Source organism: Pseudomonas arcuscaelestis, assembly GCF_016881005.1.
GTDB lineage: Bacteria > Pseudomonadota > Gammaproteobacteria > Pseudomonadales > Pseudomonadaceae > Aquipseudomonas > Aquipseudomonas arcuscaelestis.
In genome coordinates this window covers 97,683-112,206 of the sequence record NZ_JACOPV010000019.1, presented here as the reverse complement: position 1 = coordinate 112,206, position 14,524 = coordinate 97,683, and the positions used below count along the sequence as shown (strand labels likewise).

Here is a 14,524-nt window from a genome sequence, read left to right as displayed (position 1 = left end):
TCCCGGGTGGAAATGCGCGTCATGATGAGTCTCCGGTAAGTAGGTCAGGGCTTATCAACCAGAGAGACATGTTGGGTGTTGTTGATGGCGTCTTGGGATCTGATCGTCAACGTTATCGTGCAGATCGTCTAAAATTGCTACACAACAGTACGTTTGCGGCCACACCACTAAAAAAGCTCAACCGGCAAACTCAGAATCAATCGATTCTCGGTAAAGTCATTCACCCCAAAATCTCGCCCCACTTCGGCGTTGATCCAGCGCAAGCTAAGCCCCTTGATTTGACGGAACTGAAAGGTGTACGTCAGCCCCACATCACGCTCCCACTCGCGGCCATTGGTTGTCTCGGTGCTGTTGATATGGTCGCCGTGGGTGTAGCGCATCAACAGCGTCAAGCCGGGTATGCCCAGCGCGGCAAAGTTATAGTCATACCGCAGTTGCCAGGAGCGCTCGTTGGCGTAAACAAAGGTGTTGGCAAACATGTCGTTGGCCAGGGTGCTGCCCAGCGAGCGGTCAATGGTGACCCAGCCGTCCTCGCCATACATGCGCTGCAGCCCGAGGTAAAACCGGTGGCCGCCATGGGCGGCAGACAACAGGAGCGAGGCGGCTTGGTTGTCCAGTGTTCCGGCCAGCGAGCGACCTGAGTCGTAGGTATCGAATGCGCCCAGCACGCCGCCGACTGTCCAGGCGCCAAGCGGCTGGTAGTGAGTGAGGCTGTAATAGTTCTGGCGGTAGACGTTCTCAAGCTCCGCCGTCCACAGTCCCAGTGCCGAATCCTTGCCAAGGCTGTATTCGCCACCCGCGAAGGTGAAACGGTCGGAGGTCGCGCGGGTAACGCTACGGCCGCTGACCGATGGGTAGAGGTCTTCGCTGTCTGCGGCACTGCGCGGGCTGAAGCTGTGTATCTGGCCGGCATGCAGGGTCAGGTGATCGATCTCTTTGGAGGTCACCATGACGCCTTGAAAGGTCTGTGGCAGCAAACGGCCGTCGTTGAAACGCAGGATGGGGACTTCGGGCAGTAGCTCTCCCAGACGCAGTTCGGTGTGCGATAGGCGCAGCTTGGCGGTCAGGCCCAGTCGACCATAACTGCCCGGCGCGCGGCCATCGTCATGGTCGTAGGGCAGCAGTTCGGTTGCGCTGCGGTCTGGGCTGCTGTCCAGCTTCACGCCCACAAGGCCCAGCACATCCAGGCCCAGGCCCACGGTGCCCGGGGTGTAGCCGGAGGTGCCTTTGACGATAAAGCCCTGGGCCCATTCCCGGCGCTGGCTTTGCACCGCACCACTGTCACTGTAGTCGCGGTCGAAGTAATAGTTGCGCAGCAATACCGTGGCCTTGCTGTCATCAATCAAGCCAGCATCAACCACAGCGGACCAGGCAGACGTGCACAGCAGTGCCGCCCGGGTAATCGGGTTGTTCAAAGCAAACATGGCGAATTCCTTTTTTGTACTTGTTGTGGAATGCGATGGTGTGTTGCTTATTGCACCAGCAGAAGCGCCCCGGAAACGAAGGCGAAAATGAGCACGAAGCGGCGCAGCCTCGTCTCGTTGATCAGATGGCGAGCCCAGTGGCTGGCAACCACACCCAGCGCCAGAGGCACACACAAGGCCAACACGGGTGAGACCTGCTCGGTGTTCAAATGCCCGCCCATGGCCAACACCACCAGTGAGATCACCTCGCCCACTAAAAAGCACAGGGCCACAGAACCTCGCAGCGTGGCGACTGGCGAGTGCTGGTACACCAGAGCAAGCGGCGGGCCGCCTACCCCGGTAGCTGTTTCAGTGATACCGGTGATCACCCCGGTCGAGATCAACGCCCGGCGCCCGGGGACGAAAGACGGCGCCATCCAGGTGACCAGGCAGGCGGCGATCGTTGACAGCCCGATCAACAGGTTGAGCTGCGAAATTGGCAGCACCAGCAATATCCAGACACCGCCAAAGGTGCCGGCAAAACGCCCCAGGGTGATCCACGAGCTGCCTCTGAAATCAATAGCGCTACGCTCGCGCCAGGCGACCGCGGCGTTAAGTGGCAGCATCAAGATCAACAAGCTGACGGGCAAGGACTCCGGTGCCAGTAATCCCATCACTGGCGCCACGATCAATGCGAAGCCCATGCCCGTCGTACCCTGGATAAGCGCACCGCAGGCCACGGCTACGGCAATGATATACAGGGGGTCGAATGGTAGATTCATCGTTATCGGGTTCCAGATCAGTCATGCCACAGTCGGCAAGGGGTGCACTTTATGGATGGGAGCCTGGTCGACCACGCTACGCGCCAGGGTATCGACCCGGCGCATCAGTTCACGTGCATCCCAGTCGGTGGGCCAGCCTTGCCACAGGCGCACCTTACCCTGCACCACCACAGCCTGGATCTGATCGCGGTTGGCGAGCCTGACCAGGTCCCAGGGCAGGTTCCACGATGGCAGCAACTCGGGTACCGCCAGGTCTACCAGCAGAAAATCTGCTGCTTTTCCCACCGCGATGCGCCCAGTCACCTTGCCCAGCCCTAGCACGTCAGCGCCGTTCTGGGTGCCCATGTCCAGCCATAACTGGCCGCCGCCGCATACCGAATCACCTACCGGCAAACCATGAGCAAAGCGTTGTGCGGCTTCGGCGTAATCGAGCAGACGAAAGCCGTCGCCGCGTGTGCCGTCGGTGCCCAGTCCAAGCGCTATGCCCAGGCAGTGCATCAGGTGCGCCTGGGCAACGGCATTGCCTTTCCAGGCGCTCGCTACCGGGTTGTAACTTACCGCCGCACCGCTATCACGCAGCAGGCAGAGTTCGTTCGAGGTCAGCAGGGTTGCGTGGGCCAGCAGCGCTCCCGGCCCCAGCGCGCCCGCGCGGTGCAGTTGCTCAAGTGGCCTTACCCCATACCGTTCAAGGGAACGCTCGACCGCAACCAGGTGTTCGTTGACATGGCTCTGGAACACCCTGCCCGCCTCATGGCACAAGCGGTATGCGGCGCCCAGGGTGAGGTCGGTGGCAATCTCGGGAATCGGGATTGCCAGGGACGGGGTAATCAACGGATCGTTGTCCCACGCCGCCAGGTGTTGCTCAGCTACTGATAACACTTGGCGGGCATCGAGGACGCGCTCGCCTTCCAGGTCGTTGCAGGTCTTGGCCAGCACGCAGCGTATGCCCACCTCGTGAACTGCCTGGGCAATGGCCTCCACACCTTCCTTGGAGCGGGTGCCGGCATCGCATACGGTGGTGAAACCGCCGCGCAGCGATTCGAAGGCGGCGAGTTTGCTGGTCAGGTAAAGCAGATTGGAGTCCAGCGAGCCTTCAAGGGGAATCCATACACGACGGAAAATCTCCGACGGTTCACCGAACACCAGGCCTTTGCCAAAGCTCTGGCTGAGGTGGTGATGGGTGTCGATGAAGCCTGGCATCAACAACTGATGTTCGAGCCGCAGCACGCCATGGTCGGGATAGCGCCCTTGCAGCACCGCCAGTGGACCGACATCGGCAAAGTGGCCATCGACAATGCGTACCGCGTGGTCCCGACGCGGCCCTTCAGGCAACAGCAGCCAGTCGGGGGCCAGCAGTTGACCGGGCGCAGTAAGGTGTTCCGGCGAAACCGCCAGGTGATTGCTAACAGTGCAGTTCATAGAAAAAGCCTTAGTGTGCGCTCAGGAGTTGATCAGTTTGGTCTTGGCATCAACGGCGTTGCGCTGCTGGCCAAGACAATGAAAAAGGAAGTTCATCACGGCCGCGGTCAGCGCGCCCATGGCCACGCCATTGCCGAGCAACCCGGCGACGCCGTTGGGGAACTGGCTGTACACGCCAGGCACGAGAATCGGCAGCAGCCCGACGGCCATGGCGATGGACACCACGTACATGTTGCCGTGGTTGCGCAGATCTACTTTGCGCAGCATGTCGATGCCCATGGTGCCGACGATGGCAAACACAATCAGGCTGGTACCACCGACCACGGCTTCAGGTACGCCTTCGATCAACCGAGCCAGCGGTGCGAGCAACGCGAAGACCAGCAGCAATACGCCGGAAACAGCCGTCACATAGCGTGAACGCACATGGGTGGCGCGAATCACGCCGATGTTTTCGCCACTGGTGATGATCACTGACGTACCCATGAAACCACCGAGTATCGAGGTCACGGCGTCGCCGCGAATGGTCCGCACCACGTCTTTATGCACGTCGAGGGGTTTGTCCACGGCTTCGCTGATGGCCACGGTCTGGCCGGTGGCCTCTACCATCGAAACCAGGCAAAACAGCATCAGTGGAATGGAGGCGAAGACATCGAAGTGCGGCACGCCAAAGGGCATGAAGGTCGGCAGGCTCAGCAACGGATAGACGCTCAGGCCAGTGCTGTCGAACGCGCCGATGGCGACTGCAAGCAAACTGCCACCGAGCAAACCGAGCAGAATCGACAACTGGCCCAGGGTGCCGCGCAACAGCCGCGCGCAGAGGACGGTAATGGCGATGGTGGCAAAGGCCAGCAGCAGTTGCTGGGGCGCGGCAAAATGCGCGCTGCCGGGCGCACCAACAATCAACTGCCCCGACAGTTTGACCAGGTTGACCGCGACCAGCAGCAACATGGTGCCCACCACCACCGAAGGAAAAAACCGCAGCAGGCGGCGGAACACTGGCAGCACCAGAAAATAGAACACACCGGTGAGAATCACCGCGCCCGATGCCGTTGCCACCCCGTTCTGCTGGGCGATCAGAATAAACAGCATGATCGGTGCGCCACCGGGCAGCATGATGAATGGCAAGCGTGCGCCGCAGCCGCGCAAGCCCAGTGACTGCAACAACGTACCCAACCCGCAGACCAGAAAGGTGGCGCTGAGCAGTTGCAGCGTCAACTCACTGGAAAAACCCAGCGCTGTGGCCATCAGGAACACCGATGCAATCGGCGATGCCGCCATGACCAGTACATGCTGGGCTCCAAACATCAGTAACTGGCGCCACGGCAGGCGCTCATCAACAGGGCTAACAGGGTTCTTTTCGATATCCGGCATATCCCACCTCGACCTGGGCCGTCCGCGACAGCCCATTGAATTATTGTTATTTGGATCTGGACGAGCCTTGGTAGGGAAAATGCTGCCATCTGCCCAACCAAATCGATTTGTTTATTTACCCAAATCGATTTGGGTGGAATGTATTCCTGTTCCAATCGACTGTCAACGCATCCATCGCCCCCTGTGTACCTGAGTAGCTGATAGCCTTCAGGCAGCGTATAACTGCCGCCATTGTTTAAAGAGCCAACCGTCTATGCCTAACAGCACTTCTCGCCGCCTGACCATTGCCGATGTTGCCAACGCCGCCGGGGTCTCGCGCACCACCGTGTCCCACGCGCTGAATGATCGCGGGCAAGTCGATCCGGTCACTCGGGCGCTGGTGAAGGAAGTTGCTGAACGCCTGGGTTACAGTCCCAACCTGCGTGCACAGCGCCTGCGCACCGGTCGCGCCAACGCCATTGCGCTGCTCTCCTCCATGCCGTTTGCCGTGGCCGGGGGTTCGTCACGCCTGGGCTTTTTGATGGAAATTGCCGCGACCGCAACCGAAGCCGCGCTGCGTCGGGGCGTGGCTTTGGTGCTGGTACCGCCCATGGATGAGGCCAGGGAGCTGCTGGATACGCTGGATATCGACGGCGCAGTGATCATCGAGCCGGTTGCCAACGATCCCAATGTTGCGCGCCTGCGCAAACGCGGCGTGAAGCTGGTGTCTATCGGGCGCCAACCCGAGGCTCAGGCCTTGCCGTACATCGACATGCATGACGAAGCCATAGGCAACCTGCTACTCGCGCACCTGCAGCAACAAGGCGCGCAGCGTATCGGGCTGGTGATTGGCGTGCAGTCGCGGCATTCCTACCTGGACATGGAGCAGGCTTACCGGGCCTATTGCGCGGCCAACAATCAGCAGCCCGCAATTGTTCGGGCAGATGAAGGCGGTGGCGAAGCTGCCGGAGCGGCTGCGTGTATGGAGTTGTTGCACGCGCACCCAGGTATCGACGGCCTGTGTGTGCCGGTCGATGCCTTTGCCTCCGGCGCCGTGCGCGCGTTGCTGGACAAAGGGCTGAAAATCCCTCAGGACGTGAAAGTGGTGACACGCTACGACGGCTTGCGCGCACGCGAATGCAACCCGCCGCTGACCGCGTTGAACATGCACCTGGAAGACGTTGCATCCCTGGCTATCGAGCTGCTCTTCGAGCAAATCAATGATACCGGCACGCGCCAGCGCATCGACGCGCCGCTGGCGACCCTGATCCCACGCGAATCGACCCGCCAAGGGTAATCGCTGCCAGCGGGTTGTGTTGCCAACAGCTGCGGCCTGGATGCAGGTTTGACATCCAGACCGTGGCTTGGGCCGTGCCCTGCCCTCTCAACGGATCAGGCTGATCGTTAGTCCATTACCAGATCGGTAATGTGTACGTAGCGAAGACGCGGGTCTCATCAATATCGTTGCCAAAACTGCTGCGAAAGCTACCGTTTCGCACTTTGAACCCAAGGTTTTTCAGAGGCCCTGTCTGCACCACGTAACCAATGTCGGTATCTCGCTCCCATTCCTTGCCGTTGCCCTGACCGTTGAGCAAATCGATGTTGTCGCCGCGCAAGTAACGCGTCATGAACGTTAATCCCGGCAAGCCGATACCGGCAAAATCGAAGTCGTAGCGCAGCTGCCAGGAGCGTTCATCCTTGTTGGCAAAGTCACCGATCTGCACAAAGTTGGTCAGGTACGGATCAGTTCCAGACAAATAGGCAAAACCGGTATCGCCCGACATGCGCTGCAAACCAAGGCCAAAACTATGACTGCGCAGGCGGTAGGTGAACAGTGCGTTGAGCGCGTTGTTGTCAACGTTGCTGCCACCGGCGTCGGTGGAGCGAGCCCAGCGCACATCGGATTTTAACGACTGCCCTTGGGTAATTGGCAGCTCGTGTACCAGCCCCAGGGAGTGTTGGCGATAGAAATCCTGGAAGTCGCCATAGTAGTAGCTGGTGCTCAGATTTTCATTCCAGCGCCAGGTCCCGCCCCCAAGATTGAAGCGGTCACTGGTAGCGTGGCCTCCCAGCTGGATATTGCGCTTGTTACCACGGGTGATGGTCATGTCCTCAACGTTGGTCGAATCGCGCTGTTTGACCTGACGCAGTTGCCCGAGCTGCAGCGAAAGGTTGTCGATCTCGTTGATTTGCAGCAGCCCGCCTTCAAAAGTTTGCGGGTGCAGGCGCGTGTCGTTGTACTGCACCACTGGCAACCTTGGCATCAGGGTACCCAGTTTCAGTGTGCTCTTGGAGGCGCGCAGTTTGGCTGTCAGACCCAAGTCGCTGTACTCATCAGCGGCCCGACGGTCGCGGGCAGAATACGGCAGCAGGCCGGAACCCGAATGCTCAGGGCTGGAGTCGAGTTTCACACCGAGCAGGCCCAAGGCGTCCACACCCAGGCCAATCGTGCCATTGGTGTAGCCAGACTCGTAGCGCAGTAAGAAACCCTGGGCCCATTCCTGCGAATAGGACTGCGTAGCGCCGGTTTGGCGATAGTCGCGGTTGAAATAGAAGTTGCGCAGCTCCAGACTGGCTTTGCTGTCGCCGATGAAATCTGCATGCGCACTGAATGGCAGGCAAACGGCGACCGAGGCCAGCGCCCGGAGGGGAAGATTTTTCATTGTTGTTGTCTCTTCGTCAGGTGTTGTGCACGCAGCGCTGCGTGGGCAGCGCCGCGTCAGTGTTATGCCTCAGGTGTAACTGAGCATTCCTTCAAGACGGTGTTTAATCAGGCCGCGCGCCTGTTCGACCAAGTTTTGCAATAGCTGCGCACAACTCGGTTCATCCTCGATCAGGCCCTGGACCATACCCGCCGACCAGATCCCCAGGTTGGTGTCGCCCTGCTCATAGACGCCGCGCCCCCGCTGCCCGCTAACCAACGCGGCGATATCTGCGTAGCTGACATTGCCGCGCGCCTCAACGGCCAGTACCTCTTGACTGACGGCATTGCGGGCAACCCGCGCGCTGTTGCGCAGCGAGCGCATGATGACATCGGTGCTGCGCTCGTCGGCGGCGCGAATGGCTGCCTTCACTGCCGGGTGGATGGTGCACTCACGGGTGCTGAGAAAACGCGTACCCATGTTAACCGCATCAGCGCCCAGGGCCAGCGCTGCAACCAGCCCACGACCGTCGGCAAAACCACCGGAGGCAATGATCGGCACCTTCAGCCGGTTGGCTGCCGACGGGATCAATACCAACCCCGGAACGTCGTCTTCGCCTGGGTGACCCGCGCATTCAAAGCCGACGATGGACACGGCATCAACACCCAACTGCTCGGCCTTCAACGCATGTCGCACCGATGTGCACTTATGGATAACCTTGACCCCATGGCGACGAAATTCGGCGATGTGCTCGGCGGGGTTGTTGCCAGCTGTCTCCACGATACGCACGCCCGACTCGATGATCGCCGCACGGTATTCGGCGTAAGGCATCGGCTTTTGCGTCGGCAGCAGCGTCAGGTTTACACCGAAGGTACGGTCTGTCAGTTCGCGGCAGCGAGCGATCTCAGTGGCCAAGGCTTGTGGGGACGGCTGGGACAGCGCCGAAAGCACTGCCAGGCCGCCGGCGTTGGTGACGGCTGCAACTAACTCGGCGCGACCGACCCACTGCATCCCGCCCATCATGATTGGATGCTCGACACCGAAGGTTTCGGTAAAGCGAGTTTTAAATACACTCATGCTCTGCCTCCGCGTCTTAGATTGGGTCCCAGCAGAACACGTCCGGGCTGCGTGCCAGGTCCATGAAGCTACCCGACAGCGCCGGCATACCGCGCTCTGCGATGGTTTGCGGGGTCCAGCTATGCTCGCTGTGAACGCTGCGCAGTGGTCGGGCCTGACTCATCAGGAACAGCTCGTGATTGCGCACGGCAAATACCTGGCCGTTAACCTCGCGAGCGGCGTCGCAGGCCAGGTACACCGCCAACGGTGCGTTCTTTTCCGGGGTCATACGTTGCAGCTTTTCGACCCGCAACTTTTGCTCCGGCGTTTCGGCCGGGATGGAGTCGGTCATGCGGCTCCAGGCAAAAGGTGCGATGCAGTTGGAGCGCACGTTATAGCGCTGCATATCCAGGGCAATAGACTTGCTCAAGGCAACAATGCCGAGCTTGGCAGCCGAATAATTAGCCTGGCCGAAGTTGCCGATCAGCCCCGATGTGCTGGTCATGTGCACAAACGCCCCGCTTTGCTGCGCGCGAAAGCGCTCGGCGGCAGCGCGGCTGACAAAGAAGCTGCCGTTGAGGTGCACATCGATCACCGACAACCAGTCCTCGGCGCTCATCTTGTGGAAGATCACGTCACGCAAAATGCCTGCGTTGTTAACCACAATGTCGAGTTGGCCGAAGGTGTCCATCGCGCAGTCGACGATGCGACGCGCGCTGTCCCATTGCGAAACGCTGTCGGTATTGATCACCGCTTCGCCCCCCGCCTGGAGAATCAACGAGCGTGTTTCCTCGGCGGGCGATGCCGAGCCTCCCGTACCGCTGAGCGAAACGCCAATATCATTGATCACTACCCGCGCACCGGACTTAGCCATTGCCAGGGCAATTTCGCGACCAATGCCGCCACCTGCGCCAGTGACGATTGCTACCTTGCCTTCATTCATCTGTGCACTCATCGCTGCTTTCCTTTTGATTGTTTGCGATTGTTGAGCCGCGATGGGCCCGACCAGGCGGGCCACATTCACTTCAGCCCGGCAAGCCGAGCAGGCTCTTGGCCAAAATGTTGCGCTGGATTTCGTTGGTGCCGCCGTAAATGGTGGTGGGTCGCGACTGGATGAAGATGCCCGCCGGGTGCAATTCAGGATCGTCGGCAAAGGGCTGCGACAGTCCAGAATCCAGGCCGGCGATTTCCAGCCCCAATTCACTGATGCGCTGATACAGCTCAGATTGATGGATCTTGAGCATCGACACTTCCGCGCCAAGGGTTTCCCCGCGGCGCAAACGCTCGGCGAAGTGCCCGTACAACGCCTTGTGACAGTCAAGGTCCATACTCAGGGCACCAAAGCGTCGAGCAAATGCTGGGTCTTCCCACAGCCCCTGATGTCGGGCAAGGCGCGCTACTCGCTCCAGTGCGAACGTGGCCTGCTTGGGCGAGCCCAAGAAGATCCGTTCAAAACCCAGCAGCGCCTTGGCCATCCCCCAGCCTTTGTTCACCTCGCATACCAGGTTGTCCTGCGGCACACGCACATCGTTGAAGAACACCTCACAAAACTCACCGTGCAGCTCCAGATTGAGGATCGGTCTGACTTCAATGCCTGGGCTGTCCATCGGCACCAACAGGAAGCTGATGCCCTGTTGTGGCTTGCCACCGCGCTGGGTGCGCGCAAGTACGAAGATCCAGTTGGATTCGGTACCCATGGTGGTCCAGGTCTTTTGACCATTGATGACCCATTGGCCGTCCTGCAGCACCGCCTCGGTACGCAGGCTGGCGAGGTCAGAACCGGCATTAGGTTCGCTGTAGCCCTGGCACCAGATGTCCTCGCCGCTGAGGATGCGTGGCAGAAAGCGTTCACGCTGGGCCGCAGTGCCGTAGCGAATCAGCAAGGGTCCCAGCATGGTAATGCCGCTATCTGGCAGGCGCGCACAGCCGTAGCCTTCCATTTCTTCGATCATGATCAGCTGCTTGCCGGCATTAAGGCCCATGCCACCGTGCTGTGTCGGCCAGCCGGGACACAACCAGCCCCTGTCCGAGAGCGCCTGGTACCACTCCCACGTTTGCTCCCGGCCCAGGCGGTGGGCCGGGTTGCGGATACGTTGCGGGTAGTTGGCGGCTATCCATTGGCGCACCATCAGGCGGAAGTCTTCATCGGCCAAAGCGTTGTAATCGGTCATTTCACTGTCCTCTGAATACGGGGGCACGCTTGCCCAAAAAAGCTGCCTTACCTTCGGCGTGATCGGCGCTGAGGAACAACTGACTCTGCAGTTCGGCTTCACGATCGAGTAGTAGGCCCAGGCCCTCGGCGAGCAGGGTCTTGCTCATGGCCAAAGGCAACGGCGCCTGCTGTTCAAGCGTCGACGCCAGCGCCAGCGCGGTGTCCAGTGCTGCACCGGGCTCGCACAGTTGATCGACCAGACCAATACGCAGCGCTTCCTGTGCCTCGACCACCTGGCCAAACAGCAAGATCTGACGCGCACGCCCCTGGCCTATGCGCGCAGGCAGGGTGTACAGCTGACCGAGATCGGCCAGCAGGCCGACTTTGCCAAAACCGGCAGCAAAGCGCGCGGTTGCACCGCATACGAGGCTGTCGCAAGCCAACGCCACCGACAGACCCGCACCTACCGCCCAACCTTCAATGGCAGCAATCAGCGGCTTGCCCATGCGTACCATCTGCAGCACCAGCGCGGCGTTGTTCTGCATCCGCGCACGGCCTGCACTAAGGTCGTGTACATGCATGTCACTTAGATCGCCGCCGGCACTGAACACCTGCGCCGAGCCACTGATAACCACGCTGCGCACACGGGAATCGTGCTCAGCCGCTTGCAGCGCGAGCAGCAGTTCGCCGCGCAGTGCCACAGACAATGCATTTCGTCGTTCAGGGTTGTTGAAGCGCAGCAAACGCACACTGCCGTGGGTTTCTTCCAGCAAGAGGTCGCTCATCAGGCCACCTCGCGTTGCAGTAAGGCGATGTAACGCGCCTGGTGAAATGCCAGCGACCCCTGGGCGTTGAGCAAGACCATGGCGCGACGCAAGTACAGACCAATGTCAGCTTCGTCGGTAAAGCCGATACCGCCGTGCAACTGAATAGCCTGACGGGTGACCAGCATCGCCGCCTCGGCCGCGCGCACCTTGGCGGTTGAAACCAGTCTCTGGCATTCAGCCGCTGAGCTGTTGCTGTCGATAGCCGACGCGGCCTGAGCTACGATCGCGCGTGCCAGTTCGATCTGAATCTTCAGGTCGACCATACGGTGCTGCAGGGCCTGGAAGCTGCCGATCTGTTGCCCGAACTGGCTACGCACACCAAGGTACTCACGGGTGCTCTCGAACGCCGAATCCATCAACCCCACCAAATAGGCAGCGCAGGCCAACGCCGCCTCGTCGAGCGCTGCGGGCGAGGCCTCCAGCAGCCGGACTTCGGTACCATTGAAGCGCAGGTGTGCCAGGTGGCCGCCATCCTGAGTTGATTGTTGGCTCAACTGTAGGCCCTGGGCGCCCTTCTCAACCAGCGCCAAGCCACTTTCGCATGCCACCAGCCAAGCATCGGCAGCCGCGCCAAGGGCAACGTGAGTCACTTCGCCGTAGATCTTGCCATCGCGCACTTGAGGCAGCGCTGCAGCCTGTTCGTAGCCGATACCTGCCGGCAACACTAAGCATTCTCCACTGAGCAGCGCCTCGCGCTCCTCGGCTTGTAGCATGGGAGCCACCAGGCACGCCTCAATCAGCGGTTCAGGCAGCAGGCCGCGGCCAAGCTCTTCCAACAATGCGGCGTACTCGGCCATGCCCAAGCCGCTGCCGCCCAGCGCCTCGCTCAGACGCAGGCCTGGCCAGCCCATGGCACAGATTTCGGTCCAGGCCGCGCGGTCTACTCCGGGCTCGTTAAAGCGCAAGCGGCGTACCCGCCCCAGATCCCCATCTGGAGCAGTCAGCGACGCGGCGCTGTCACGGATCATGCGCAGCCGCTCTTCGCGCTCAGAATTCATTTCGTCGATGTCGCTCATATCGTCGTACTCATGTCTGTGAAACGGTTTGCGGCCTGCGCAGGCCGGTATTTGAAGCATCCGGATGCAGTGGCGATCAGTTCGCCGTCTTCGTTACGAATCTCAGCAGTGCAGAAACACAGGTTGCGGGTCTGGCGCAGCACCCGGCCGACGGCGTTCAGTTGGCTACGCGCGGCGCCTAGAAAGTGCGTGGCCATGTCGATGGTGACCATCGTGCAGCCTGGCGCATGGATACGTATGGCCCCGGCCATTGCCGCATCGAGCACCGTCATCAGCACGCCGCCGTGGAAATGGCCGAGGTAATTCATCAGCTCTTCACGGTGCTGCAAGCGAATATGGGCAACTTCGCCTTGAGCCCAGCGCTCCAGGCCAATGAACTCCTGAAAGCTGAAGCGTGCGCCGGGGAACACCGGGCCTGGATCGGTCGCAGCGTTCGGGGCGTGTGCCAAAGGGGAATCGGTCATTGCAGGTTCCTCCCGGTCTGGGCGATCAGGCTTTAAGGGGGCGGTGCTTGGCAGTCTCGGCGAGTGCCGCAGATTCCAGGTTCGAGGCAGCCTCAGCATCGTTTGCCGCCTGGTTCGGATCGAACAGACGGTTGGGGATGAACAGTGCCGGAATCAGGCCGGTGATCACGTAGGTAATCCCCATCACCAGGAACCCGGCGCCGATGGAGATGTGCGAGGCAAGTAGGCCGATGGCTGCCGGTGCCACCGCCGCGCCGATGCGACCCAGGTTATAGGCCGTACCGACCGCTGCGCCGCGAACACGGGTAGAGAAGCTTTCGGTCATGTAAGTGGCGAGAACACCCACGGGCACGCCGTAAATGAAGCCGAACAGCGCAAGGATCCAAACGATGCTCTCAGGGTTGGGCCAAAACACGATCACTGGCATGAAGATCGCGGTCCCGATGCTGCCGGCGGCAAAGGTCGCACGACGACCGAAGCGGTCCGAGGCGATCCCGGCGAGGACCTTGCCGAGAATCATCGCGGTATAGGTGCCGACCATGTAGCTGGTCATGGACTTGAAGTTCATGCCCAGCTCGCTTTCCAGATAAGACGGCATCCAGTTATTAGTGCCGTAGTAGCCGAACAGCAGAAAGCACGAGGTCAGGCTCCACATCAGAAACATCTTGCGTGTTGATGGGTCGCTCAAAAGGCCACTAAAGCCCCCCGCTGCTGCAGCCGGTGCGGTGCGGGTGGAGGTCGCGTGGTGCCGGCGCTCGGACTGCGCCGCCAGCCAGGATGGCGACTCCGGCACCCAAGGGCGCAGTGCCAGACAAATCACGGCGGGAGTCACGGCGGCGAAGAACAGCATGCGCCAGCCGTAGTCTGGGATGATCTGCCCGGCGAGAACGGTTGCCACCAGATACCCTACTGTCCAGCCAGCCTGCATGGTCGCCAGAATGGTGGTGCGGTACTTTGTGCTGACAAACTCGGACATCAGAATGTTGCAGGCGACGAACAGCGAGCCGAGCCCAAGCGAGGACAGAAAGCGGATCAGCGCAAACTGCCAGTAGCTGTGGGTCAATCCCAGCAGTACCGTGCCGACCGAGAACAGGACGATGGTCCAGGTGACCACCCGCACACGGCCAAAACGGTCGCAGCACCAGCCACCATAGATGCCGCCGATGGCCATCCCTGCCAAGGTAATGCTGCCCAGTGAGCCGGCTTCAAAGTTGCTTAGCCCGAACTCGGCCTTGAGGCTGTTAAGACTATAAGCAAGGACCATCAGGTCGACGCCATCGGCGAGCAACCCCAGGAAACAGAAGAAAAAAGCGATGACCAGGGTCCGCCTGGGAAAAGCAGGACTCTGTGGAGCGATCTTGGGTGCGTTCATTGTTCTTGTTCTCGCAAGTTGGTTGATTGCGTTGTAGTGTC

Annotated in this window: 13 protein-coding genes; 1 reads left to right on the top strand and 12 read right to left on the bottom strand. The window is 60.5% G+C overall.

Going from position 1 to position 14,524, the window contains the following annotated elements:
- Positions 1-167 precede the first annotated feature (167 nt).
- From H8F21_RS25335 to H8F21_RS25320, 4 genes are read right to left on the bottom strand one after another with little or no spacing between them, the layout of a single operon-like run.
- Positions 168-1,424 carry an OprD family porin gene (locus H8F21_RS25335; protein WP_203585586.1) on the bottom strand — a complete coding sequence of 419 codons (1,257 nt, stop codon included), beginning with the start codon at positions 1,422-1,424 and terminating at the stop codon, positions 168-170.
- A gap of 47 nt (positions 1,425-1,471) precedes the next feature.
- Positions 1,472-2,185 (bottom strand): sulfite exporter TauE/SafE family protein, encoded by a 714-nt coding sequence (locus H8F21_RS25330; protein ID WP_203541318.1) that lies wholly within the window; start codon positions 2,183-2,185, stop codon positions 1,472-1,474.
- Positions 2,186-2,206: 21 nt separating this feature from the next.
- Complete coding sequence (locus tag H8F21_RS25325) at positions 2,207-3,604, bottom strand: amidohydrolase family protein (RefSeq protein ID WP_236043217.1); 1,398 nt, start codon at positions 3,602-3,604, stop codon at positions 2,207-2,209.
- 21 nt (positions 3,605-3,625) lie between these two features.
- Entirely contained in the window at positions 3,626-4,975 is a 1,350-nt protein-coding gene (locus H8F21_RS25320; RefSeq protein ID WP_203585585.1) for a uracil-xanthine permease family protein, read from the bottom strand.
- 253 nt (positions 4,976-5,228) lie between these two features.
- On the opposite strand from H8F21_RS25320, the gene H8F21_RS25315 reads away from it, so the two are divergent.
- The gene (locus H8F21_RS25315; RefSeq protein WP_203585584.1) at positions 5,229-6,251 is read left to right on the top strand and encodes a substrate-binding domain-containing protein; all 1,023 of its coding nucleotides are present in this window, start codon (positions 5,229-5,231) and stop codon (positions 6,249-6,251) included.
- Positions 6,252-6,366: 115 nt separating this feature from the next.
- Here the strand turns inward: H8F21_RS25315 and H8F21_RS25310 are convergent, their stop codons facing one another.
- The 8 genes from H8F21_RS25310 to H8F21_RS25275 form a co-directional block, all read right to left on the bottom strand.
- The gene (locus tag H8F21_RS25310; RefSeq protein ID WP_203541321.1) at positions 6,367-7,617 is read right to left on the bottom strand and encodes an OprD family porin; all 1,251 of its coding nucleotides are present in this window, start codon (positions 7,615-7,617) and stop codon (positions 6,367-6,369) included.
- Positions 7,618-7,686: 69 nt separating this feature from the next.
- Positions 7,687-8,673 (bottom strand): NADH:ubiquinone reductase, encoded by a 987-nt coding sequence (locus H8F21_RS25305; RefSeq protein ID WP_203585583.1) that lies wholly within the window; start codon positions 8,671-8,673, stop codon positions 7,687-7,689.
- 16 nt (positions 8,674-8,689) lie between these two features.
- A complete protein-coding gene (locus H8F21_RS25300) occupies positions 8,690-9,607 on the bottom strand; it encodes an SDR family NAD(P)-dependent oxidoreductase (RefSeq protein WP_203541323.1) in 918 nt (305 codons plus the stop codon).
- A gap of 70 nt (positions 9,608-9,677) precedes the next feature.
- Positions 9,678-10,823, bottom strand: a complete 1,146-nt coding sequence (locus H8F21_RS25295) for an acyl-CoA dehydrogenase family protein (RefSeq protein WP_203585582.1) — start codon at positions 10,821-10,823, stop codon at positions 9,678-9,680.
- Position 10,824: 1 nt separating this feature from the next.
- Positions 10,825-11,589 carry an enoyl-CoA hydratase/isomerase family protein gene (locus tag H8F21_RS25290; RefSeq protein ID WP_203541325.1) on the bottom strand — a complete coding sequence of 255 codons (765 nt, stop codon included), beginning with the start codon at positions 11,587-11,589 and terminating at the stop codon, positions 10,825-10,827.
- Positions 11,589-12,647 carry an acyl-CoA dehydrogenase family protein gene (locus H8F21_RS25285; RefSeq protein ID WP_203585581.1) on the bottom strand — a complete coding sequence of 353 codons (1,059 nt, stop codon included), beginning with the start codon at positions 12,645-12,647 and terminating at the stop codon, positions 11,589-11,591. Before H8F21_RS25285 ends, H8F21_RS25290 begins: the two co-directional genes overlap by 1 nt.
- On the bottom strand, positions 12,644-13,111 hold the full coding sequence (locus tag H8F21_RS25280; protein WP_203585580.1) for a PaaI family thioesterase: 468 nt from the start codon (positions 13,109-13,111) through the stop codon (positions 12,644-12,646). Before H8F21_RS25280 ends, H8F21_RS25285 begins: the two co-directional genes overlap by 4 nt.
- A gap of 25 nt (positions 13,112-13,136) precedes the next feature.
- Positions 13,137-14,483 carry an MFS transporter gene (locus tag H8F21_RS25275; RefSeq protein ID WP_203541328.1) on the bottom strand — a complete coding sequence of 449 codons (1,347 nt, stop codon included), beginning with the start codon at positions 14,481-14,483 and terminating at the stop codon, positions 13,137-13,139.
- Between the last annotated feature and the right edge of the window lie 41 nt (positions 14,484-14,524).

Bases quoted from the DNA above. Each gene is read 5' to 3' on its own strand.
- H8F21_RS25335 (WP_203585586.1), bottom strand. From the start codon at position 1,424: ATGTTTGCTTTGAACAACCCGATTACCCGGGCGGCACTGCTGTGCACG.
- H8F21_RS25330 (WP_203541318.1), bottom strand. From the start codon at position 2,185: ATGAATCTACCATTCGACCCCCTGTATATCATTGCCGTAGCCGTGGCC.
- H8F21_RS25325 (WP_236043217.1), bottom strand. From the start codon at position 3,604: ATGAACTGCACTGTTAGCAATCACCTGGCGGTTTCGCCGGAACACCTT.
- H8F21_RS25320 (WP_203585585.1), bottom strand. From the start codon at position 4,975: ATGCCGGATATCGAAAAGAACCCTGTTAGCCCTGTTGATGAGCGCCTG.
- H8F21_RS25315 (WP_203585584.1), top strand. From the start codon at position 5,229: ATGCCTAACAGCACTTCTCGCCGCCTGACCATTGCCGATGTTGCCAAC.
- H8F21_RS25310 (WP_203541321.1), bottom strand. From the start codon at position 7,617: ATGAAAAATCTTCCCCTCCGGGCGCTGGCCTCGGTCGCCGTTTGCCTG.
- H8F21_RS25305 (WP_203585583.1), bottom strand. From the start codon at position 8,673: ATGAGTGTATTTAAAACTCGCTTTACCGAAACCTTCGGTGTCGAGCAT.
- H8F21_RS25300 (WP_203541323.1), bottom strand. From the start codon at position 9,607: ATGAGTGCACAGATGAATGAAGGCAAGGTAGCAATCGTCACTGGCGCA.
- H8F21_RS25295 (WP_203585582.1), bottom strand. From the start codon at position 10,823: ATGACCGATTACAACGCTTTGGCCGATGAAGACTTCCGCCTGATGGTG.
- H8F21_RS25290 (WP_203541325.1), bottom strand. From the start codon at position 11,589: ATGAGCGACCTCTTGCTGGAAGAAACCCACGGCAGTGTGCGTTTGCTG.
- H8F21_RS25285 (WP_203585581.1), bottom strand. From the start codon at position 12,647: ATGAGCGACATCGACGAAATGAATTCTGAGCGCGAAGAGCGGCTGCGC.
- H8F21_RS25280 (WP_203585580.1), bottom strand. From the start codon at position 13,111: ATGACCGATTCCCCTTTGGCACACGCCCCGAACGCTGCGACCGATCCA.
- H8F21_RS25275 (WP_203541328.1), bottom strand. From the start codon at position 14,483: ATGAACGCACCCAAGATCGCTCCACAGAGTCCTGCTTTTCCCAGGCGG.